This is a genomic window from Faecalibacterium sp. AF28-13AC (assembly GCF_003478405.1).
GTDB lineage: Bacteria > Bacillota > Clostridia > Oscillospirales > Ruminococcaceae > Faecalibacterium > Faecalibacterium prausnitzii_E.
Genome location: NZ_QUFG01000018.1, coordinates 661 through 21,523 on the forward strand (window position 1 = coordinate 661; position 20,863 = coordinate 21,523).

Below are 20,863 nucleotides of genomic sequence, written 5' to 3' on the forward strand. Positions count from 1 at the left end.
CAGGCACGCCCCAACAAGATCACTTCGGAAATGCAGACGCATTGCAGAAGTGAAGTCCCGGATGGACAGAACATTTTCAAGAATTGAAAATTTGTGGCCACGGGACGGTTCTTGCCCTCTACCGCTGCGCTCAAAACCGTTTCTGGGTAATTGTTTCCAAATTGTTAAGACGCAAAAAAATAAGTAGAGGATCCCCGCTCGTATATACAATCGCCGGTTGACCCGAACGAAGTTCCTGCCCCTGTTTTGCAGCGGCGTTGTCCGGCTCGCCCACAGGTCATGGCACAGTATCACGTTCAGACGGCTTATGAATGATTCAAGGTTCAGTATGAAGAAAGCCGGGCGCAGTGCGGACACTACGTTCTGCTTCTTTCAAGCACAAGAACAATACTCTAAGGTTGTGCGGTCAACAACCGAAAACAATTTTCGGAGACTTGTACAACTATATAAGGTTCTATTTGTGAAAAAGAAAAATACCGCCCATGCAGCGCAGCGATGGATTTTGTCGGGTGAATCGGCGGCAAAATGAATCGGGTGTGTTGCGGGGCGGTACGTTCTTTCTGGGCAATCATCCGCTGAAAGTGGTGGTTATCACGGTGAGCACCACCACTTTTTCAGCAGGATTTGGAATAAAAGGTATCATGGAAGCAAAGGTGCGTCAAGATAGTTTTGCAAAATTTATTGCGGTAAATCGATAGGAGTAAGACTTTTTGCTGTTAAACATTATGGTGGATGAGAAAACAATGCGTGAGCGATGGACACTTCAGCGATAAAAAGTGGCGGAATATTTAAATAAAAACGACAAAAAAATCCAACTGGACAGGAACAAGGGGCTTTACTGAGATGTAAGGACGACACAGAATAAACAAAACAAAAATCCGATCATAATTCCAACTTTCCAAACACAAAAAGGCTTATAGAGAGTGAAGGATCCCACAGCAAGTGAAAAGGAGCGAACAACATGCTGATTTACCCGAAGAACAAGAAGGGCGACCAGAAGGACAGCCTTGTCTGGAAGGAGGACAACTTCCTCCGTCTCCGCGGTCTTGCGGACTCAGTGGTCCACAAGACCGACTTCAAGACCGAGGACGGCAAGGACGTGTTAGCCGGAGCTTACTACGAGCGCATCCGTCGGGAACTTGAGACGCTGGAGGCGGCCAAGCTTGCACAGCTCAGCAAGTCTCTGGGACCCAAGGCTGCTGCACTCAAGGCCATGCCTCAGCCGACCGGCGGCAGCAGCAACAGCAGTCCCCGCTCCACCGGAGCACGGCGTGCCGCACGCGAAGCCGGTGAGCGCCGTGCCCGTGCAGCCAGTGAACGCAAGGAGCTGGCCGCGTCCATCCGGGCAGAGCTGCTGGATGCCGAGGCCGAGATCAATGAAGTCTACTGCCGCGCAAACGCAAGCCTTGTGAAGTACAGCAAGGCAGGCAAGTTCCGTGTGATCAATGATGAGGAGATCCCGCGCTTTCACCCGGGCTTTTCTGCCCGGAAGTTCGCTGAAACCCTGGGTATCGACAAGGAGGTATTCGAATGAAAAATCCGTTCAAGAAGGACGACAGCGCCAAGCTGCCCGAGCAGGGCCGTGAGCGCACCGAGATCGACTACGCACACCGCACGATCGTCCACCATATGTTATACGGTTACCCGGGAGACTTTAGCAGCTGTTCGAGCTACCCGGATTATGATGACCCAGAGATGTTCGCGGACGTGTTGGAGCAGGCTGCCGACGCGGTCAAAAAGCTGGACCTTGACGAGCACACCCCGGTGTTCGACGAGCTTGTCCGCCTGAAAGCCCAGCAGCTGGCCATCTCCAGCCTTGTGGAGACCCGGTATCACCACCATGCATCCGCTCTGAACCTGCAGGCTGATCTCCGACTGCAGGAGGAAAACCTCCGCGCCAGCAAGAAGCTCATTGAAGAGCAGCTTGCAGACGTGAACGCTCGCATCCAGAAACTGGAAGCCTGACATCCGCAGCGATACGAAACACAACACGAGATAAGACCAGGAGGTACAATATATGTACATGGGTGAGCACACCAACGTGACCGAAAAGCTCCACGAGATCCAGAACAAGGGCCGCACCAAGAGCAGCCCGCTGGACCACATCGCACTTCCCCTGACCTTCTTCTTCATGGTAACCGACCTCATGACTGTCCACCTCTATACCGAAAGCCTGTTCGACGAGCGGCCCGAAATGGCCATGCTGGTGGCTGCCTCCATCGCCCTGCTGCTCGATGCCTGCCCCATGCTGGCAGGCAAACTCAAGGGCCAGCTGGACGACATGCTGCCCCGTGATCAGCGGGCGACGAAGCGTCGCATCAGCGCACTTCTGGGCACGGCCGTCGGAGCCTTTGCAATCTTCGCGGGTTTCTGCATCGTGTCCACGCTCATAAGTGTGGAGGCCCTGGGAGCAACGGAGAACCCCACCCTCTACATGGTGGGCCAGTACATCCGTATGCTGCTGCCCATCGCCACCAGCGTAGGCTCTTACGCCATCGGCTTTTTCAGCGACCACCGCAGCCAATTGGACAGCCTGAAGGCCCAGCGCCTGGACCTGCAGGACCTGGCTGCCGACACCGACAGCGCCATCAGCCATGCGGAGTTTGCAGCAGCAAACTTTGACCCGGACCTCCAGGACTACCGCTTTGCACAGGCAAAGCTCAAGAGCCTGAGCATTGCGGCCCGGCAGGCACGCCTGACTGCCCGCATGAAGCTGGCCGAGGAGCTGGGCAGCGTAGAGGCCGCAGACGCTCTGCTGCACAGCGCGGGTCTGGACGACCTGCTGGACGAGCAGCACTGGCAGGCCATGCTGCTGCCCCCTGCCTCGGCTGAGGCTGCACCGGAACAGCCGGTGCTCCGCCTTGAGGCAGAGCCTGCCGCAGAGGAAGTGCCTGCCGCAATGGCATCCTGACCCCAAAACAGATTTTTTCAGAAAAAAGCTGCCTGTTTTCCAACTGAGAAGGCAGGCAGCGCCTTTTCTGAGGTGTAAGACGCAAACCTCCCGAACGAAAGGAAACGCTATGAAGCTGAAGATGCTTACCCGCATGGCTGCCATGGTGGCAGCTGGTTCTCTGGTGGTCGGCCTGCTGGCTGGCTGCAGTGTGATCCCCTCCAAGGACGGTGCGGCGGACAATGCCGTGGCCACCGATACTGCCCTCATCATTACCCAGGGCGACGGTATGCCTGCGCTAACCAACGCCGAGGAGTTCCTCAACAGCGTAAATGTGACGCCGGGCGGCAGCGCCGGACTGGTGGTGGCCGATGGCAAGCCGTTTGCGCTCGGTCCTCAGCGCTTTGACCAGGTCAAGAACAACGACATCCAGCAGGCCCGAGCGGACAAGACAGCACGCTACCAGCTGGTCGAGGCGGTCCAGGGCGCTGCAGCCACCACCCCTGAGACCGACCTGATCTCCGCCATTTCTCTCGCCAGCCGCATGCTGTCCGCCGGTACGGCTGACAATAAGGTGCTGATCATCCGCCATTCGGGTGTGAACACTGCCGTCGCCAGCCTGCCCATGCAGGACCTCGACCTGCTGAATAGCGACCCTGCCCAGCTTCTGGACCAGCTGGACGCAGCTGCCATGGTGCCCCAGCTGAATGGCGTGCCCGTTGAGTTCTACGGTCTGGGCGATGTCGCGGGCAGCCAGGGCACGCTCAGTGCCCAGCAGGTCCAGTGGCTGAAGAGCTTCTGGCAGGGATTCTTTGACCGCACGGGTGCAAACGTCACCTTCCATACCGACATCGTGTCCGGCGACGCCCTCAACAACGGCCACACCGTGACACCTCTGGCCGCTGCAGGCGCACCGACCTTCGTCAAGGTCAGCGCCGAGCAGGTGGCGTTTCAGCCCGACAGCACGACTTTCCTCGATGAGGCAGCTGCCCGTGCAGCGCTGAACGGTCTGGCCGAGCAGCTCAAGGAGGCCGCCTCTGGCCACTACATCGTGGCTGGCAGCACCGCACAGGTGGACAACGCCAGCCGGGAGGGCGCACAGGCACTGTCTCTTGCTCGCGCTCGGGCAGTACGTGACGTGCTGGTGGTGGCCGGCGTTCCGGCCGACCAGATCACCTGCCTGGGTCTGGGCAACGAGCCGACGAGCGTGCGTAGTGCAAACGAGGCCGAAAACCGCTGCGTCTATGTGGTCTCGTCCGACAGCGTACAGGCCACGGAGTTCCGCTCGGTGGGGCAGACCGAGAGCTGACCGGCAAAAAGACAGGACACCCCGGCACAGAATGCTCTGTACCGGGGTGCCTTTTTGTATGCGAAGGTGGCGATGCACCAGCCGATTTGGCCCATGGGGAAAGGGCGTTCGCACTGGGCCGCACAGACAGTTTTCGAAAAAGCACTTTCATTTTGGCGGAAAGTATGATATACTTTATGACAGAATTGGTGAGATGAACAGTTCCGGCGCTGCCAGACGGCTCCGGAATGGACAGTTTTGCTGATTTAGCTCACACCCCGCAAGGGGACGTAAATAAGTTGTGTGTTATGAAAGATTGGCTCCATGCAAGATTTAGCTTACACCCCGCAAGGGGACGTAAAAGATGTTTGTCAAACATATACCAACTCATGTGTCCCGATTTAACTCACACCCCGCAAGGGGACAAACAACAGAAGGAACTTTTCTGCACTGCATAGATGCGGCAGAAAAGTTCCTTCTGCTTTTTTAATTTTTTGCGCCGTTTTCCAACCGGGCACGGCGGCAGAGCCTTTCTCTGAGTGTAAGAAAGAAACACCTGAAACGAAAGGACAAAGCCTATGAAACGTCTTTTGGAAGGACAGCAGCTGCAGCGAACGGTCCCAACCACGGCGGGGCGTGTGGAGCCGGTGGTGCACCTGCCCGGCGGCCTGACGCTGGACGACCGCAGCTGCTGGCAGTACCCCACCATGCTGGTGGGCAATGTGGGCAGCGGCAAGTCCACCCTGATGGAACAGATCCGCCGCCCCGTGCTGGCCCACGCAGACCGCGTGCAGGACACCGTCGTCATCTTTGCGGCCAAGCCGGATGTGCTGCGCTGCCGCCGCCCCGGCGACCCGGTGATCTCGGTCTCGGCCACCGACCCCGCCAACTGCTGGAACCTTTTCCGGGAGCTGGATGCCTCCGATACGCCGGAACTTACCCTGCGTGAAATCGCCAGTGCTCTGTTTGCCGAACAGAAGAAAAAGACTACCCAGATCTTCTTCCCGGAGGCAGCGCAGGAGATCTTCTACCAGACGGCACGCTTCATGCGGGATTTCGGCCGCACCAACAACATCCCGGTCTCCAACGCAGAGCTGAGCGAGTTTCTCACCCGCACAACGGTCTTTGCACAGGAAGGGGCCGGCACCGGAACCAACGGCAGCTGGCAGGAACTGGTAGAGCGGTACCCCACTTACTTTTCTGCCGCCCGGGATCTTATCGGGGACGGCGGAGCCCAGGGGCTGGGTGTACTCAGCGAGGTACGCACCATGCTCAGCCGCCTGTTCATTGGCAGCTTCAACACAGCCGACGGCCGGTTCTCAGCCCTGCAGGCAGTCCGGCAGGGCGGCAAGCGGGTGTTTATCCTCTATGAGCCGGACAAAGCAAGAACGGCTCTGCCGCTTTTCAGGCTGCTGCTGGATCTGATGCTGCAACAGAGCATGAGCCCCACCCTGAACCACAAGGTGTGGTTTCTGCTGGACGAGTTCAGTCTGCTGCCTAAGGTCGAATCCCTGACCGATGCCCTCAGCTTTGGCCGTGACCCTTCCGGCAATGGGCGCGGCGGTGCGCGTATTATTGCGGCAGTACAAAGCGTCCAGCTGCTGACTCGCCATTACTCCGAGGCAGAGGCCAAGACCCTGATGTCCTTGTTCCCCAACCTCATCACCATGCGTGTCATGGACCCAATGTCCCGTGCAGCCTTCGCAGACCGCTACGGCACTGCTCGCGTGATCTACCGCTACATGGGCGAGGGCAACCGGCCCGTGACCACCGACTGCGAGCAGAAAGTGGTGACAGACGCCGACTTTTCCCAGCTGATGAAACCGGGCCAGGCCCTGATGAGCCTGCCCGCCGTCTCGCCGGATCCCTTCATTTACGACGGCTTCCGGCCCTGACCGAAGAAAGGAGAATCCCATGGCTTTGTTCCGCTCCAACCGGGGCATGCATCTTCTGGCACTGCCCACGACCCACGCCGATGCAGAGAACACCCGCCGCAAAAACATCCAGGATGGCGGCACCACCACCGCATCCCGCCTGCTGGCACAGGCCCGTGTCCTGCCGCAGGAGGCGTTGGTCTGCGGCTCGCCGGGACGCATCTTCCCGGTGGTGGAGGCCCTGCAGCGGCAGAGCAGCTGCCCCTTCGTGCTCATCGGCACTGCCCTGGACCTGACCGACAGTCCGCTGCTGCGGCTTCCGGTCCAGTGGCAGGATACCGTGCTCCCGGACCGGCTTCCGGAGGGCAGCGGCAGGATTACGATCAATCCCGGCGAGTTCGGCATGGGCATGATGCAGATGGCAGACTGGGGTGGCACCCACACCATTCTGCTCTGCCTGGGGCAGGGACTTTCGGCCAGCACCGAGCTGCTGGATGCCCTGAATGCCTGCGGCGACTATGTGCTGCTCTGCAGCAGCCTGAGCCGGGCGGTACCCGGCCGAACAGGTGGGCTAACCACGGAGGGCCTGCTGCGCTCCATGCGATATCTGGTCGTCTCGTCCGCAGGCGGCGACGCCCAGACCCTGCTGCAGGTCCTGCCCAGCTACGAGAGTGAGCGGGTGACCAACTCCGTCGGCTTCAACACCCACTGCGACCGAGGCGGCATGATGGGGCACCACGGCGGCAGCGGCTTCAGCTTTGGCCAGAACCGCGAAGTGGTCACCAAGCCCGTGCTTTCGCAGGACGACCTCACCGGGCTCCGGAACAACTCGGAGTTTCTGGTCTATAACCAAGACCTTATGAGGCTCTGGGTCGGAAAAATCGGCTGAAAACCAACCAAAAACTTATCCGCTTTTTTCGTACAACCTGCACATTGCAGGAACGCTTACCGGTGCGCTATACTGGGCGCAACACGACTATGTTGTCAGCTGTATATCGTGCACAAACGAAAGGAGAAACGCTATGAAGCGTATCTACGTGACCACCATTCCTCTGCAGGGCCGTCTCGACCTCACCAAGAACACCTACCGTTCCAGCGCCAATTCCGGCGACATCGAGACCCGTTTCCCGATCCTGCAGGTCCTGCACAACACGCTGCAGGAAGGCGACGATTTCCACATCATCGCCATCCGCAGTGTGAACGGCGATACCCAACGCAACTTCGGCTACCTCAAAGAGGAACTGCAGGCGATGGGCTTCACCGAGGACCACATCCGGGAGCTGCCCATGCCGGACGAGCAGGACTGCAGCACCCTGATCCGCCTGTGCCGCGATCTGTGCGACGTGCTGCCGGAAAAAGGCATCGCCTACATGGACATCACCTACGGTACCAAGACCATCCCTCTGGTGCAGCTGGCGGCTCTCACCTGCGCAGCAGCGACCCATGAGGAACTGGAGGTAGGTGGCGTCTACTACGGCGAGATGCGGCGCGTCAACGGCCAGAGCGTGAATCAGTCTGTTCTCCACGATGTTACGCCGCTTTATCACCTGCAGGGCCTCGTGGGCGGCATCCACGGCAACAAGGATACCGCCGAGATGGTCTACAACCAGCTGGTGTGGATGAGCCAGAACAAGGCCGAGCAGTAAGGGAGGGGGAATTTGATGTACGAGGAACGTGCAAACCTCCGGGCTACGATCGATGCATCGCCGCTCTGGGATGTGGATGTGGCCACCCGCAAGGCTCTCTTTCAGCCGATGCTGAAAAAGCTGAATGGCCGGGAAGAGCCTGCCAGGGACGACCCGGCTGAGGCCGCTGCGGTAGACCCGAAGCTGGAAGAAACCTACAAGAGGGTCTGGGCCGAGTGCTTTGAGCTGTTCCCGACGGAAGATGCCACCATCCTCTCGATGGCGTTTTTCCAGGCTGCGGCGGCATACCAGCCGGACCCGACACGAAAGAAGGACAGCTTCTGTGCTTACATGCAGATGGCCATGCGGCACCTGAAGGCCGAAGATGCCCGGAAAGAGGCGCAGAGCCTGGGCATTATGGACGTTAGCAAGGAGACCGCCCGTAAGGTCCGTCAGGCGTTGGACTACATGGACCGGATGGGTTACACCAGTGCCATGGTGACCGGCGACCCGCATCTGGAAAAGACGGTCGCACAGGCTGCCAGGATCGGCCAGCGGAGCCTGCACGAGGCTCTGCTGAACAAAGATACGCTGGTGTCCATCAACACCGAGCGGGACGACGGCACCGGGATCGAGATTGTGGACACGGGACTGTCTCCTGAAGATGGGCTGGAACTGAAAGAGGACATCTTCCCTATCCTGCACAAGGCTGTGCTGCTCATGAGCCTGGAAGAAAAAGAAAAGACCCGTGCCAATATGGTACTGTTCTGGTCCCCGCGCATTCTGGGCTATCTGCGGAAAAATGAGGCCCCCGACATGCCGGAACGCCTTGGCCGTAGCGACGACCTGCGCCCCCTGGAGAGGGACGGCATTCTGTGGGACCAGCTGATTCTGCGGGACTATGTGCACTTCTGCGTGCAAGAACCGCTTTATAGTGGCGAAGGCCCGGAAAATCCGAAGGAGCTTGAAAGCGCCGCAGTGAACCCACTGCTGCTGCCGACTCGCCGCCCGGAGCAGGACAAGACCGTGGCAGAGTATCTGGGCAAGGACAAGGGAACGGTTTCCTACCATAACCAGAAGTTCGCCAAAATGTTCCGGGAGATGCTGAGCTTCAAGGACACAAAGCCTGAGAAGGAGTTGTAAACACTATGGGGGAGAACATTGCGCTCCTGTATATGAGCGCCTATTTTGCACAGCCTGCCCCGGAGGGCAGCAAAAACCGCTTCCTGCGTACACAGACCAACGAGGCTGCGGTCAGCGCCCTGTGGAAGGACCCTGCATCCCGGCCGGACAAGATCGTGGCCCTGTGCAGCGACACGGTCCGGACAAAGCCGACCGTCCCGGCGGCAGATGGCTCCGGCAATAAGGTGCCCACGCTGGAGTATTTCAGGGATGAGTTCCTGAAACAGCTTGGCGTGCAGCCGGAACAGCTGGTGGCGGTCTCTGTGCCCGACAGCATGGAGGAAGCCGACCAGACCCGTGCGATCTCTGCCGTGCTGGAACAGGTGGCCGAGAATGACAACCTCTACATCGACCTGTCCGGTGGAATGCGCGATACGGCGACGCTGCTGCTCATTGTAGCCCGCTACCTCAAGGACATCCGCATGGTTCAGACCAAAAAAGTGCTTTACTCGGAGCTCAAGGGCAACAGTTCCGTTGTGCGGGACAGCACGGGCCTGTACAACCTGATGGACCTGATTACAGCAGTGGATGCGTTCTTCTCCACCGGTACGACCGAGAAACTGAAAGCATATATGAAACAGACCGGTGAGACGGACCCTGACATCCTGAACCTGCTTGACCGGATCGACCATTTCGCGGATGATCTGGCCCTCTGCCGCGTGCAGATGCTCAAGGCCGACCTCAAGGCCATTGCCCGTCAGATCAAACAGCGCCCTGCCTCGAGGGAAACGCTGAGCAGCCTGCTCTATGAGCTGATGAACGACCGCTTTGAGGCAGAGTTCCAAAACCTCATGGGCAGCCGTTCAGACAGCCTGCCGGCACTCGTGCAGTGGTGTGCCCACCACCGGATGTACCAGCAGGGACTGACCCTCCTGAGCGAGGAAATGCCCACCTATTTGTGTGGTCACCTGTTTCTGCAGCCAACCGGCAAAGCACTGGATTACATGGCACTACAGCCCCAGAACAAAGGCAAGAGCTGGGTGTTCCCAATGTTCCACTACCACTTCTGCCGCGCTGCTTTGTTCCATGAGGCACGGCCCTTTACCGTAAACCTCTGCCTGACCAAGGACAAGACTGAGGCGAACGGAAACGCTCTGTTCCGTGTGGCGACTCTGACCGAAGCACAGGAGTATCTGACAGCCGCAGTGGAGCAGGGGGAACTGCTGTTGGATCTGACCCGGAAAGACACTGTGGCGCAGGGAATCGTATACTACCAGAGCGTACAGCAGTACCGCAACCAGATCAACCACGCCACGGACAGCGCGGTTAAATTTCAAAAGGACACAGGGCTTCTGCCGCTCAGCACAAGCGCCATTGAGCAGACGTTGGGGGACGTTGCGTTCTACCTCTTCAAACTGAAAGAGTGTAAAGCCACTGCCCCGGTGGGCATAGAACTGCTGGACAGCAACAAAGCATTTTAAGGCTCAAAAAGTCATAACAAAAACAGCCATCACTTTCCAACTGAAGTGATGGCTGTTTTTTGTTATCCCCTCGCGGGTATGATCTAAGTGCAGCACAATTTTGTGCCAGAAGAAAGGGCTACACACATTTATCGTAACTTCTGCGGCAGAACCAGCGGCTCCACCGATACGCCGCCCATGCCAAGGGTGGTTTTGATCCCGATGCCGCCGTAGGGCGCAAAGGAGAGCAGGGCGTTCCAGAGCTCCAGCAGCGGCAGGGCCAGCCGGGCCTCCACGACAGCGCTGCCCACAAAGCCCGGGATGCAGGTGTTCTTGATGGGATAGGAGACGGTGTGCAGGCTGTAATCCCGGATGCGCAGCCCGCACAGGATGGCGTCCAGCGCATCCGGGTCGCTCAGCTGGCAATCCGGAAAGGCGGTGTTCCAGTGCAGCACAAGGCTCTGCAGCAGCAGGAATTCCTGCGGGTAGATGGCGTAGCGTCCCGCCTGCTTGAAGGCGCAGGGCGTGCGGAACCACAGCCTTGTCCGGCTGGCGGAGTCCTCCCGCGCAGCCAGCAGAAGCTGCAGGCCGTTTTCCACCGAGCGGCTGCCCAGCAGCTCCATCTGCAGGGGTGCGCCGTGCAGTTTCAGCGTGGTGCAACCCGCAAGCAGCGGCCGCACCTGTGCGGCGAGGGCTTCGTCCAGAAGATTCAGCGTCCACACCGAGGTCTGCGCTGCGGCATCAAAGCACAGGGACTGCGACAGCGGGTGCTCGCCCTGCTCATGGAGCCGGGCAGCGGTATCGGCAGGAAGCTGCGACATCAGCCAGCCGTAGATACGGTAGGCCCATGCGGAGGGCAGCCGTGGGGTCTCTGCTGTGCGTAGAGAGAACTGCAGTTGCTCGATCATAGGATGTTCACCTCGCAGAACCCGGCCGGGTATCGCTTGCCTGCATAGGTGATGTACCGCGCGCGGTGCGGCGAAACGCCAAGGCTGATGTCTGCCTGATGACGTCCGTGCTGGGTCTGAAGAATGCGCTGGGTCCATTTCAGGGCGGCGGCATAGTCGTCCTTCAGGTAAGGGTAACCGACCGTTTTAGAGAAGAAGCCGGTGCCGCCGCCAAGGATGAGGTGCGGGGTGTCCGGGATGTTTGCAACGGGATGGCCCTGCGGGAAGTGCGACAGGAAGGTATCCTGATAAAAGCTGCTGAACTCGGCGATGGCTTCCAGCAGAGCATCCTTTGTAATGGGGTGGATATGCCGGTTGAGGATGCTCTGGTCCAGCGTCAGCCGGAAGCGGATGGTCTCGCCCGGGCGCACGCACTCCTGATAGAGGGGCAGATCCTTGGCATCACCGTCAAAGTCCTCGACCCGGGCAGCGGAAAGGGGCGAGATCAGGGTGCGCCCGGTCAGGATCAGCTTGTCGTTGTCGATGGGGGCGCTGTCGGAGACCTGAACACCACGGAAAATGCTGTCCAGGATGTCGTCGGCGGCAGCACCGGATCTCAGCTTGTTGGCGTAGCTACCCTCTGGAAATACGTAATCGTGGTTGACCTCAAACGCTTCCAGAGTGCGTTTTTTGTCGGAGACCGGCGTCTCGTGCAGCAGCAGATGCACCAGCCACGCCGTGCGCAGCGCGCCTTTCAGGCTGCTGCCGGGGATATAGGCGCGGCCGTAGGCGTCGCGCTGAAACTGATGGATCTCCTTGGTGCCGTTGTAACCGGCAACATCCTCGGTCACGGCCAGGCGATACTGTATCAATGGCTTGTCGCCCATCAGCTTCGGGTGTTCCAGCCAATCTTCTGCAAGATGACAGTCTCTGGTCCAGAAGTCCAGCAGACTGCTGTTGGAGCTGAGCATGAACTTCTCGAACTGCCGCACCAGATCGTGCCGGAGCATGTAGTCAAAAAACAGTTCCATGTTGAGGATCTTGACGCAGCCCTGGTTCGGGGAATAGATGTATTCCCGTTTGCCGATCTTACGGCCGCTGCCAACGAACAAAGGAGACTGCGTTTTCAGTGTCAGATCAAAGACCTGCAGGTGATCCTGCTGGATCATAGTGTCACCCCCATAAACAGCGGTTTCGAGTAGCGGTAAACAGGATGCGGCAGTGCGGTGCCCACATCATAGAGCTTGCCCTGATACGGATGCTGCAGAACCGAACCAGCAGCAAGGAAATACTGGGTCTGCTTTTTCATGGGGGTCTCCACCCATTCGGTGGCAGCAAAGCCGCTGCGCCGGACCAGTTGGAACGAGGCACCTTCCAGTGCAGCATCCATCTCTTCCTCTGCGGGCAGGCTGCTGGTCAGCAGCAGATAGGGCGAGGTGCTGCGTTCCAGCGCCTGCAGCATCCAGCGGGTGGACTCTTCTTCAGCGGTGTTCAGGCAGATGGGGTCACCGTCCAGATGGAACCGGCCGTAACCGGCGCTGGTGCGGCCGCCGATCCCGCTCAGGCCCAGAAGGGTGAAGAGATCCTTCAGCAGCTTGATCTGGTCGGTGCCCTCACAGGCACACAGGACATACAGGCCGCAGCCTGCGTGCAGGCGGTACAGGCCGACAAAGTACGGCTTGGCGTCGGCACCGTCGGTCACGCTGGCCTTGGTCTGCTCGTAGGCCTGGCCAAAGCTCTGGTCCAGCTCGTCCAGCGGGTAGGTGCCGCTGTGCAGGCTGGCGGTGTAGCGGTCGAATTTGGAGGCCGGGATCCAGGCAAGCTTTTTGACCGCCTTGCGCTCAACGGTGGAAAGCTCGGCAGGGGATGTGGATGCAGCGATCGGCTTGGGCAGGTAAAAGGAATTCCCCCGCCAGGGCATGGCATCGCTGATGCGCAGGGCGTCCGCATCGGCAGAGACGAGAAGCTCCTCCAGCGCGGGCTCGCCGTACACTTCCAGCGCCGTGTGGCACAGGGCCGAAAAGATCGTGTCGGCACGCAGGGTCAGGGCAGAGGACTGGGAGCCGACCGCCGAGTCGGAACCACCGAAGTGGACTGCCGTATCAAACGCCAGCTTTAGCAGAAAATAGTTCATACTCTTCGACCTCGGTTTTGAAGGTTTGGCGGATGCCGTCCAGATCAACGTTCAGCGTCTCCGGATAAGGGATCACCTGGAAGTTCTGGAAGCTCACACGGCCGTTGCCGCGGGAGCCGTGCCCGCCAAGGTAGTCCAGCTGGAGCAGCTTCATGGCCTTGGACAGAAGCAAAAGGTCCTCTTCCATCTCTTTGGGGTCGGACAGGTTGTAAACGATGTTGATCCCGAACCGGGAACCGGCAATAACGCGCTCAATCTGGCGATGGGTGGCCTTGGAGGTAAGGCGGTTGATCACGTTCTCCGACTTGACCTCGGTCACGCCCACGCCTTTCAGCTGATCGTAGTTGAGCAGAAAGGCGTCCGCAAACTGCAGCCGCGCAAAGCGGACCGGTTCGGAGCCGCCGAACATCCGCAGGATCACCTCGCCATCTGCGGAAAAATCCGGCAGCGTTTCGCCATTGACACAGCTGCGGCGGGCAAGCAGCGTGCGGAGCTTGCCCTTCAGGCTGCTGCCCGGCACGATGGGCAGCCCGGTGAACGGGTCACGGATGACGGTGCTGTCCACGGTACCAATGGCAGAAAAAGACGAAGAATCGCCGATATGAAGCCCCGTGCGGACAACAAGGTCACACTTGATCAGAATTTTGCCGGTCATGATGCATTCTCCTCTCCGGTTTTGGATTCAGAGTAGTAACGATGGAAGGCGACAAGTGCTTCCATGTAGTGGTAAAAATCAAGCAGGTCCTGCCGTGTGCAGGTGCCGACAGAGGACAGCTTTTCGAGATATTCAAACAGGTTGGCACCTTCCACAAGCTGGCGCACCTTCGGGTCGCGGCCGCATTCGTAAGCCAGACGGATGCGCATCAGCTTGATCTGATTGGCGCTCTCCTTCAAAAGCCGCTCCTCGGTGCGGCGGTTCTCGTTGTTGTAAACGTCACAGGCCAGGCGGAGCAGGTTCTGGATCTTGGTCTTGGTGATCAGGGAGTAATTCTCCTTCATCAACTGTTCCGCAAAATCAACGTAGTTTTCCGGAATGATCGGCTCTGCAGCAGCGGCCTTTGGCTTGGCCGGGCCTTTGCCGGAAGGATGATTCGGTTTTGGCATATCACTCTCTCCCTCGTTTCTGATAGACATAAATGTAGATCGCGGTGATCAGCTGTCGGCGCTGTTCCGGGTCCCGCGCCCAGTCCAGAACATTGTGCGAGAAGGTCCGGTATGCGTCCTGCTGGGCAGGGCTTGCCTTCTTCTCGTCCGGGCGCAGCCGGGCAAGCAGGTAGACGCACCGTGCAAAATTGACCTGGTCCTCCCGGGTATTGCGCAGCAGGTCGGTCAGGTTGTACAGCATGGAATTGCCGCGGTGATCATCGTCCTTTTTCTGGAACTGCGCAAAGAACTGCTCCAGACAGGCAAGTTTTTCGCCCAGCACTTTGTCCTGCAGCACATCCCAGGAATAGGTGTGGTCGGGCACGGCATCGAATAGCGCAGCACCGTTCTTGCCGGGCAGCTTTTTGGCTTCGTCCTCCAGCGCAGCGGTCTGCTCAGCTGCGGCACGGATGGGATAATGTTCGTTGAACATTGCGATGCCCGCGCTGATGGTCAGCGCCCCGCAGGTGTAGCTGCGCAGGTGCTTCTGGATGCGCAGGGCGGCCTGCAGGGTGTGGTTCCAGGCACCGACCAGAAAGACGTCGTCGCCGCCGGCGTAGACGATGCTGACGCAAAGCCCCTGCAGCAGGCCGTTGATGTGGTACTTGAAGAACAGCGACATCTGCCGCGAGAACGCTGCGGCGCGGAACAGATTGACGTACTTCATCCGCTGCACGGGGTCGGTCTGGTCCGGCTGCTCAAAGCCGGCAATAAAGGCCTGCCCCAGATTGTCCACGTCCATGCGGCAGATGGCGATGCGGCGGATGCCCTCCGACTGGTCGGCAAGATCCTCAATATTGTTGCTGGCGGCATAGTCGCCGACGAACAGGTTGACGGACGGGCTGAGCGTCCGGACCAGCCGGTTCTTGGTGTAGGAGCGCACGGCGTCGGCGCAGAGGCCGGAGTCGTTCGAGAACGAAAGGAACCGTTTGCTGCCCCGGATGCCCGGCAGCGCAAAGGCACCGGGGCGGGGCGTGCTGTGGACCAGATAAATCGACTGGCTCTGGATCTGCGCCGACAGGTTGGCAAACCGATTGCAGCACGGGCAGAGACCCTCGGCGTTGACCTGTGCGGAATTGCCGCACACCTTGCACTCCCGGGTACCGTCGGGGATGGCCTGCACACGGTTCAGGGCGCGGAGCGCAGCGGCATCGTAGGGGTGCTGCTTGTGCTGCTCGGCAATGGCGTTGACCCGGCGGAACAGGGCCTTGTAGGGGCTTGCCTCTGCGGGGACATTGCACAGGTCGTTGGCGCTGCAGGGGGTCCAACCGTTGGCCAGGAACAGCTGCACGCCGAACTGTTCGTTCAGCCAGCCGTTGAAGGCCCGGTTCCAGTCGGCAAGGGTCTGCTGCACGGCGGCGGTGCTGGGCAGCAGGAGATAGCAGTGCCCGCCGCCGCTGTAAATGATGTTAGTCCGGGTCAGGCCGCAGCCGTCCAGCAGCTCGTCCATGTAGTGCTCCATGAGCAGTTCCAGAAAGAACGAACGGCTGCGGAGGGACCGCAGGGCACCCTCGGTATGGACGGTGTAGATGAACCGCTGGATGCGGGAAAAGTCGGCGGTGTAGAGCAGGAACGCCGGTTCCCGGCGCAGCTCTGCGGGAGTGTCCAGCAGGGAAAAGGCGTCGGCCTGCTGTAGGTACTCGCTGACGCAGGCCGCCAGAGCCGACGTCAGCTTGAGCTGGTCGTAGAGAGAAATATCCCGGTCCTCGTCCCGCGCGGTGCTGGCAGGCAGGCCGCTGCACTGGGATTCCAGCAGGCCCAGCAGCGCGTTTGCCTGTGCCGGGCTGAACTGCAGGCCGGTGAGCTGCTCCGTCAGCTCCTGATAGAGCTCCCGGTAAACGGCGGCGGGGATGTCCGGCGCATCCTGCACGGGGTCGTACAGGGCACCGTCCGGGCGGGCAGCCGGGACGGAATACCCGGGGTGCTCCCCGTTCAGATGGCTGAAAATGGAGCGCAGGGGCCGGCAGCGGGAGCTGGCCGGTTCGGCGGCGGGGGTGTCGGCGGTCACAGACAGGCTGCGGGCAAAGGCCGCGCAGCGGGCGGCGTCCGACCCTGCGGCCGCGCCGCCGCGCACGGCAGCCCACTCCGGGGTGTCCGGCAGGGCGGCCAACAGGTCGGCTGCGGTCTTGTCGGCCCGGAAGGCCAGCTTGCCAAGGCCGTGCAGCAGGCCGCAGAAGGTGGCCTGCAAGGTGAGTGCGTTCAAGGAATCATCTCCTTCGGGCAAAATAGCAAGGGAATATGCGAAAAACAGGTTTGAAAAGATTTGTTCCCATTATAGCACGGGATCCGACAAAGAAAAACGCCGGAAACAGAGAAATTTCGACCGCTTTTTTGGTGAAACTTCTAGTGGAAAACAGCCCATATTTTATAAAAAAGCCCGCAGAAACTCCCGCAGTTGGAAAAATTGCGGAAAAAATCGGGCACAGCCCAAAATTTCACAAAAAAGCAGCCGCCCCGCTTCGCCGCACAAAACTGTGCAGTAAAGCGGGGCGGTCGTCTGTGTCCCCTTGCGGGGTGTAACCTATAGCTGTTACTGTGTTGAAGTGTATTATCCTACGTCCCCTTGCGGGGTGTAATCGGTGATTGGTCGAACTTTAACCTGATTTCCGGTGGGACAATTCCTACGTCCCCTTGCGGGGTGTGATCAGTTTGTGTCGGGTGAAGTGTTTCATGTGCCGGTCGACTTATCCTACGTCCCCTTGCGGGGTGTGATTTTCTGCTACGACCGCTGGGAGCTGGCCCAGATCGACTTATCCTACGTCCCCTTGCGGGGTGTGATGGCAAAAATGAACAAAAGTGACCGGCCGAAAACCGGCAGAATGCACCTTTTTCATAATGCTGGCACCATTATAACACACTCTGCGCAAAAAGAAAAGCGGAATGGAGAAAAGAATGCCGCTTTTTGTGGTGCGAACCGCGCAGGAAGTGCGCGTAAAAACCATGAAATTTTGAGATTTCGCACCGAAAATTCCAACTGCGGCTGCTCCGGCGGGCTTATCTTATGTGACCGGACAAAAACAGACGAATGCGAAAGGAGCACACAATGGGATTCTTCAGTTCCCTTTGGGGCAAAAACAGAGAGAACGGCAAAAACACCCAGAACAACACACCGACGGTGCAGCAGCCGAGAATGACGGAGGCGCAGCGGCACGATGCCTTTGTGCAGTCCCTGCGCGAGAACACGGCAAACGGGAAGTACGGCCCCGTACCCACCCAGAGCACTGCACGCAAAGCCGCGACAGGCTCCTCCGAGGACGGCGGCCGGGACCGCGGGGATGACCCGGGTGCCCCCGGCTCGCAGGGCCGCGAGAGCGGGCTGAAGTTTGGCACCTCCAAGTCGGTGTCGGCCTCTCAGGGCAGCGGCAAGGGCCGGGGTGCCGGGCTGGGTCAGGGCGGCGGCCGCAGCGGCGGAGGACATGGGCCCGGCGGCCACGGCGGCCACGGCAGCGGCGGGCATGGCGGTCATAGCGGCGGCCACGGCCATGGCGGGCGCTGAAACTTTTTTGCGTTTTTCCAACCGCAGCCCAACCGGCGGGCTTGTCTGTAGTGTAAGACAAACCTGCTTCAACAGAAAAGGAGAAACCACTATGTTTGAGTCTGCACTTGGCAACCTGTGTATCGTGATCTGCGGCATGACCGTGCTGCTTTCGGCCTTTTTCATCTGGCGCACGGAGACGCTGCCCAACCGGCTGATCGTCGCTGCTGCGGCGGCGCTCGTGCTGATCTTCCGCTGGCAGATCAGCATGATGATCTACCAGTTCGTGGCGTCCATCTTCTCGCTCATCGCACTGTTCGTGGGCGTCGTGCTGCTCTGCGCCCTGCCCTTTGTGCTCATCCGTCTCTTCCTGCACTGAGGGGGGTGAAAGGATGGAGTACGCGTTCACGCTGAATGTCCTGCCCGTGGTCGGCGGTGTGGTGATCGTGCTGGTGCTGGTGCTCTGTGAGCTTGGAAGCACCGGCTTTGGCGGAGGTCTGCCGTCGGGCGGCTACCGGTATTACATCGGAGAGCACACCGTGCTGTATCTCCGGCAGTCCGGCACACGCTGCCGGGCCTATGTGCTGGAGGGCGAAGCCCCGCCGGCGGTGCCGCTGCACCACTCCCGGGGCGGTACTTATTTCAAGGTGTGGGCGGCCTCTCCGGCAGAGGCCGAGCTGGAGATCGAACAGGCTTATCAGCGGCTGCCGGAGCTTGAGCAGTAAGGGCAGCCGCACAACAGAAAGGAACCCGTTATGGCAAAGCTCCGGAAACTGGTCGGGTGGCTCCCGACCGTGGGCGCAATGATCTTCAATGGCTGTGTGATCGGTTGGCTGCACTGGGCAAAGCCGCAGCTTCTGGGGCCGGGGATCTCCGGCGGGGCCATCGCGTCCGGCTGTGTGATCCTGCATTTGCTCTGGTGGTGTCTGGCCCCGGCAGCAACGGCCTGCGTGATCGGCGGGCCGTTCTTTCTGTGGTGCGCCGCGCTGCTGCCGGCGGAGCTGCTGTTTGCGCTGACAGCGCTCCGGCAGGTCTGGCCGGTGGGGGTGTTGCTGGCAGTCCTCTGGTTTGCGGGCGTGTTTTGGTTCCGGCGCAGGAGCTTCCGGCAGTTCCGACGGCAAAGCCGCCGCTGCCACTACAGCGACTTCGACATCCTCTGTGGGCAGGATCGCATCCGTGAGATCTGCCGCCGGTTCGGCGTGCTGCTGGCAACGCTCCTGCTGGCAGTGCCGGTGTGCTGGGGCATGTGGAGCAGCCGGGTGTACCTGACCGCAGCGGCACCCGCGCAGACGCAGGCGGAAACAACGGCGCAGCTCCACGAAAAGAAATTCCTGCCCGGCTTTGCGGAGGATGTCTGGGAAACGGCGTCGCTGGACAGCAAGACCGAACTGGCAAAGCAGCTGGCCGCCTATGAGCTTGCCATGCTGGGGGTGCCGGACGGGACAGATGTTACGGTCCAGCCGCTCGACGAGGACTGGCTGGGCTACTACAGCGCCTCCTCCCGGCAGATCGTGCTCTCCCGGTCTGTGCTGGAAAGCGGGACCGCGCAGGAGACCATGGACACCATCGCCCACGAGGCGTACCACGCGCAGCAGGCCTATGTGGTGGAGAACATCGACTGGGACGATGCTGCGACCCAGGCGGCCTACTACGACCAGGCCAGACGATGGCTGCGGAACTATCAGAGCGGGTACGTCTCGGGCGACGAGGATATCCTGGGCTACTATTTCCAGCCGGTGGAGGCTGATGCCAGAGCTTATGCCAAAGAAGAAACTGAGAGGTTGCAGGAATTGATAAGTCGAAATTTGCAGGAGGATAAATAATTGGTATTGAAATAATTTTAAAATTGTGGTATATACATTATACGAAACATTGGTTTGGATGAACGATCCACCGTTCAATGATGTATAAATGGGAGGTGCCCGCCATGACCGCTGTGATCTATGCCCGCTATTCATCGGATAACCAGCGCGAAGAATCCATCGAAGGTCAAATCCGGGAATGTACGGCTTATGCCGAAAAGAATGGCATCACCATCGTCAAGCACTACATTGACCGTGCTATCTCTGCCAAGACGGACAATCGACCCGAGTTCCAGCAGATGACTAAAGACAGCGACAAAAAGCTGTTTGACATTGTGCTGGTCTGGAAACTGGATCGCTTTGCCCGGAACCGCTATGACAGTGCCCGGTATAAGACCCAACTGAAGAAGAACGGTGTTAAGCTCATGTCTGCCACCGAGGTCATCTCCGAGGGGCCGGAAGGCATCATTCTGGAATCGGTGCTGGAAGGTTATGCTGAGTATTATTCCGCTGACCTGTCTGAAAAGGTCATTCGTGGCATGACCGAAAACGCACTGAAGGGAAAGTTCACTGGCGGTGCCATTCCCTTTGGCTACATCATCAACGCAGACCACCGCTTTGAAATCGACCCGTTGACTGCTCCCTTTGTGGCAGAAACCTTCCAGCGGTACAACGATGGTCAGACCATGCGGGAAATTCGGGATTGGCTGAACGAAAAGGGCGTCAAGAACCAGCGCGGCGGGCTGATGACCTTCAACACCATTCAGCATATGCTGAACAATCGCCGCTACATCGGGGAGCTGAAATATCGTGATGTTTTGATTCCCGATGCGATTCCACCTATCGTGTCCGTAGAGCTTTTCAACGATGTACAGGAGAAGATGTTGAAAAACAAGAAAGCCCCTGCCCGTAGAAAGGCAGAGGACGACTACCTGCTCACCACCAAGCTGTTCTGCGGCTACTGTGGGGCGCTGATGTTTGGCGAAAGCGGCACGAGCCGGACGGGCGAAGTCCACCGCTATTATATAATGTGCTACTGCCAAAAAGCACAAGGGCTGCAAGAAAAAGACCGTCCGTAAACAGTGGCTGGAAGATCTGGTGGTGAACCAGACCATGCAGCTTGTGAAAGACGATGCCGCTATGGAATCCATCATCGCCAAGGT

General features: G+C 59.2%; 21 protein-coding genes, 1 pseudogene and 1 CRISPR repeat array. Of the genes and pseudogenes, 16 read left to right on the forward strand and 6 right to left on the reverse strand.

Annotated elements, in window-relative coordinates; genetic code table 11:
- Positions 1–482: 482 nt before the first annotated feature.
- The 10 genes from DWY95_RS16930 to DWY95_RS16215 all read left to right on the forward strand — a co-directional run bounded on the left by DWY95_RS16930 (position 483) and on the right by DWY95_RS16215 (position 10,280).
- Complete coding sequence (locus DWY95_RS16930) at positions 483–698, forward strand: hypothetical protein (protein ID WP_147365984.1); 216 nt, start codon at positions 483–485, stop codon at positions 696–698.
- Between the two features lie 263 nt (positions 699–961).
- Entirely contained in the window at positions 962–1,534 is a 573-nt protein-coding gene (locus DWY95_RS16175; RefSeq protein ID WP_118554269.1) for a hypothetical protein, read from the forward strand.
- On the forward strand, positions 1,531–1,965 hold the full coding sequence (locus DWY95_RS16180) for a hypothetical protein (protein ID WP_118554270.1): 435 nt from the start codon (positions 1,531–1,533) through the stop codon (positions 1,963–1,965). Before DWY95_RS16175 ends, DWY95_RS16180 begins: the two co-directional genes overlap by 4 nt.
- Positions 1,966–2,017: 52 nt before the next feature.
- Complete coding sequence (locus tag DWY95_RS16185) at positions 2,018–2,911, forward strand: hypothetical protein (RefSeq protein WP_118554271.1); 894 nt, start codon at positions 2,018–2,020, stop codon at positions 2,909–2,911.
- A gap of 109 nt (positions 2,912–3,020) precedes the next feature.
- A complete protein-coding gene (locus tag DWY95_RS16190; protein ID WP_118554272.1) occupies positions 3,021–4,199 on the forward strand; it encodes an OmpA family protein in 1,179 nt (392 codons plus the stop codon).
- A 557-nt stretch (positions 4,200–4,756) separates the two neighbouring features.
- Entirely contained in the window at positions 4,757–6,073 is a 1,317-nt protein-coding gene (locus DWY95_RS16195) for a type IV secretion system DNA-binding domain-containing protein (protein ID WP_118554273.1), read from the forward strand.
- A gap of 19 nt (positions 6,074–6,092) precedes the next feature.
- Entirely contained in the window at positions 6,093–6,941 is an 849-nt protein-coding gene (locus tag DWY95_RS16200; RefSeq protein ID WP_118554274.1) for a hypothetical protein, read from the forward strand.
- Positions 6,942–7,074: 133 nt separating this feature from the next.
- A complete protein-coding gene (locus tag DWY95_RS16205; RefSeq protein WP_118554275.1) occupies positions 7,075–7,698 on the forward strand; it encodes a TM1812 family CRISPR-associated protein in 624 nt (207 codons plus the stop codon).
- Between the two features lie 15 nt (positions 7,699–7,713).
- Entirely contained in the window at positions 7,714–8,820 is a 1,107-nt protein-coding gene (locus DWY95_RS16210; protein ID WP_118554276.1) for a hypothetical protein, read from the forward strand.
- A 5-nt stretch (positions 8,821–8,825) separates the two neighbouring features.
- Entirely contained in the window at positions 8,826–10,280 is a 1,455-nt protein-coding gene (locus tag DWY95_RS16215) for a TM1812 family CRISPR-associated protein (RefSeq protein ID WP_118554277.1), read from the forward strand.
- A 128-nt stretch (positions 10,281–10,408) separates the two neighbouring features.
- Here the strand turns inward: DWY95_RS16215 and cas6 are convergent, their stop codons facing one another.
- Genes cas6 through cas10 form a run of 6 tightly spaced genes read right to left on the reverse strand, consistent with a single transcriptional unit; the run spans position 10,409 to position 16,626 of the window.
- Positions 10,409–11,167, reverse strand: a complete 759-nt coding sequence (gene cas6 / locus DWY95_RS16220) for a CRISPR system precrRNA processing endoribonuclease RAMP protein Cas6 (RefSeq protein WP_158577580.1) — start codon at positions 11,165–11,167, stop codon at positions 10,409–10,411.
- Positions 11,164–12,315 carry a type III-A CRISPR-associated RAMP protein Csm5 gene (gene csm5, locus DWY95_RS16225; protein WP_118554279.1) on the reverse strand — a complete coding sequence of 384 codons (1,152 nt, stop codon included), beginning with the start codon at positions 12,313–12,315 and terminating at the stop codon, positions 11,164–11,166. The genes cas6 and csm5 overlap by 4 nt, the downstream gene beginning before the upstream one ends.
- Positions 12,312–13,280, reverse strand: a complete 969-nt coding sequence (csm4, locus tag DWY95_RS16230) for a type III-A CRISPR-associated RAMP protein Csm4 (RefSeq protein WP_118554280.1) — start codon at positions 13,278–13,280, stop codon at positions 12,312–12,314. The genes csm5 and csm4 overlap by 4 nt, the downstream gene beginning before the upstream one ends.
- Positions 13,249–13,935: a type III-A CRISPR-associated RAMP protein Csm3 gene (gene csm3 / locus DWY95_RS16235; RefSeq protein ID WP_118554281.1), complete on the reverse strand. Its 687-nt coding sequence runs from the start codon at positions 13,933–13,935 to the stop codon at positions 13,249–13,251. The genes csm4 and csm3 overlap by 32 nt, the downstream gene beginning before the upstream one ends.
- Positions 13,932–14,384 (reverse strand): type III-A CRISPR-associated protein Csm2, encoded by a 453-nt coding sequence (csm2, locus tag DWY95_RS16240; protein ID WP_158577581.1) that lies wholly within the window; start codon positions 14,382–14,384, stop codon positions 13,932–13,934. The genes csm3 and csm2 overlap by 4 nt, the downstream gene beginning before the upstream one ends.
- A 1-nt stretch (position 14,385) precedes the next feature.
- Positions 14,386–16,626, reverse strand: a complete 2,241-nt coding sequence (gene cas10 / locus DWY95_RS16245) for a type III-A CRISPR-associated protein Cas10/Csm1 (protein ID WP_118554283.1) — start codon at positions 16,624–16,626, stop codon at positions 14,386–14,388.
- Here cas10 and DWY95_RS16935 point away from each other — a divergent pair.
- The 6 genes and pseudogenes from DWY95_RS16935 to DWY95_RS16270 form a co-directional block, all read left to right on the forward strand.
- The gene (locus tag DWY95_RS16935) at positions 16,613–16,906 is read left to right on the forward strand and encodes a hypothetical protein (protein ID WP_147365985.1); all 294 of its coding nucleotides are present in this window, start codon (positions 16,613–16,615) and stop codon (positions 16,904–16,906) included. The genes cas10 and DWY95_RS16935 overlap by 14 nt on opposite strands.
- A gap of 12 nt (positions 16,907–16,918) precedes the next feature.
- Positions 16,919–17,202: direct repeats of the CRISPR family, unit length 23 nt; unit sequence TCCTACGTCCCCTTGCGGGGTGT.
- A 264-nt stretch (positions 17,203–17,466) separates the two neighbouring features.
- Complete coding sequence (locus DWY95_RS16250) at positions 17,467–17,919, forward strand: hypothetical protein (RefSeq protein WP_118554284.1); 453 nt, start codon at positions 17,467–17,469, stop codon at positions 17,917–17,919.
- A 91-nt stretch (positions 17,920–18,010) separates the two neighbouring features.
- Complete coding sequence (locus DWY95_RS16255; RefSeq protein WP_118554285.1) at positions 18,011–18,277, forward strand: hypothetical protein; 267 nt, start codon at positions 18,011–18,013, stop codon at positions 18,275–18,277.
- Between the two features lie 13 nt (positions 18,278–18,290).
- Positions 18,291–18,623 (forward strand): hypothetical protein, encoded by a 333-nt coding sequence (locus tag DWY95_RS16260; RefSeq protein WP_118554286.1) that lies wholly within the window; start codon positions 18,291–18,293, stop codon positions 18,621–18,623.
- A gap of 30 nt (positions 18,624–18,653) precedes the next feature.
- Positions 18,654–19,721, forward strand: a complete 1,068-nt coding sequence (locus DWY95_RS16265) for a hypothetical protein (RefSeq protein WP_118554287.1) — start codon at positions 18,654–18,656, stop codon at positions 19,719–19,721.
- A gap of 104 nt (positions 19,722–19,825) precedes the next feature.
- Positions 19,826–20,863 (forward strand): annotated as a pseudogene (locus DWY95_RS16270) (recombinase family protein); the annotation flags it as partial.

Excerpts from the sequence above, each read along its gene's own strand:
- DWY95_RS16195 (WP_118554273.1), top strand. The coding sequence starts at position 4,757 with ATGAAACGTCTTTTGGAAGGACAGCAGCTGCAGCGAACGGTCCCAACC.
- csm5 (WP_118554279.1), bottom strand. The coding sequence starts at position 12,315 with ATGATCCAGCAGGATCACCTGCAGGTCTTTGATCTGACACTGAAAACG.
- DWY95_RS16185 (WP_118554271.1), top strand. The coding sequence starts at position 2,018 with ATGTACATGGGTGAGCACACCAACGTGACCGAAAAGCTCCACGAGATC.
- DWY95_RS16205 (WP_118554275.1), top strand. The coding sequence starts at position 7,075 with ATGAAGCGTATCTACGTGACCACCATTCCTCTGCAGGGCCGTCTCGAC.
- csm3 (WP_118554281.1), bottom strand. The coding sequence starts at position 13,935 with ATGACCGGCAAAATTCTGATCAAGTGTGACCTTGTTGTCCGCACGGGG.
- DWY95_RS16210 (WP_118554276.1), top strand. The coding sequence starts at position 7,714 with ATGTACGAGGAACGTGCAAACCTCCGGGCTACGATCGATGCATCGCCG.
- DWY95_RS16215 (WP_118554277.1), top strand. The coding sequence starts at position 8,826 with ATGGGGGAGAACATTGCGCTCCTGTATATGAGCGCCTATTTTGCACAG.
- cas6 (WP_158577580.1), bottom strand. The coding sequence starts at position 11,167 with ATGATCGAGCAACTGCAGTTCTCTCTACGCACAGCAGAGACCCCACGG.
- DWY95_RS16250 (WP_118554284.1), top strand. The coding sequence starts at position 17,467 with ATGGGATTCTTCAGTTCCCTTTGGGGCAAAAACAGAGAGAACGGCAAA.
- DWY95_RS16190 (WP_118554272.1), top strand. The coding sequence starts at position 3,021 with ATGAAGCTGAAGATGCTTACCCGCATGGCTGCCATGGTGGCAGCTGGT.
- DWY95_RS16180 (WP_118554270.1), top strand. The coding sequence starts at position 1,531 with ATGAAAAATCCGTTCAAGAAGGACGACAGCGCCAAGCTGCCCGAGCAG.
- DWY95_RS16260 (WP_118554286.1), top strand. The coding sequence starts at position 18,291 with ATGGAGTACGCGTTCACGCTGAATGTCCTGCCCGTGGTCGGCGGTGTG.
- DWY95_RS16255 (WP_118554285.1), top strand. The coding sequence starts at position 18,011 with ATGTTTGAGTCTGCACTTGGCAACCTGTGTATCGTGATCTGCGGCATG.
- csm2 (WP_158577581.1), bottom strand. The coding sequence starts at position 14,384 with ATGCCAAAACCGAATCATCCTTCCGGCAAAGGCCCGGCCAAGCCAAAG.
- csm4 (WP_118554280.1), bottom strand. The coding sequence starts at position 13,280 with ATGAACTATTTTCTGCTAAAGCTGGCGTTTGATACGGCAGTCCACTTC.
- DWY95_RS16265 (WP_118554287.1), top strand. The coding sequence starts at position 18,654 with ATGGCAAAGCTCCGGAAACTGGTCGGGTGGCTCCCGACCGTGGGCGCA.
- DWY95_RS16200 (WP_118554274.1), top strand. The coding sequence starts at position 6,093 with ATGGCTTTGTTCCGCTCCAACCGGGGCATGCATCTTCTGGCACTGCCC.
- DWY95_RS16930 (WP_147365984.1), top strand. The coding sequence starts at position 483 with ATGCAGCGCAGCGATGGATTTTGTCGGGTGAATCGGCGGCAAAATGAA.
- DWY95_RS16175 (WP_118554269.1), top strand. The coding sequence starts at position 962 with ATGCTGATTTACCCGAAGAACAAGAAGGGCGACCAGAAGGACAGCCTT.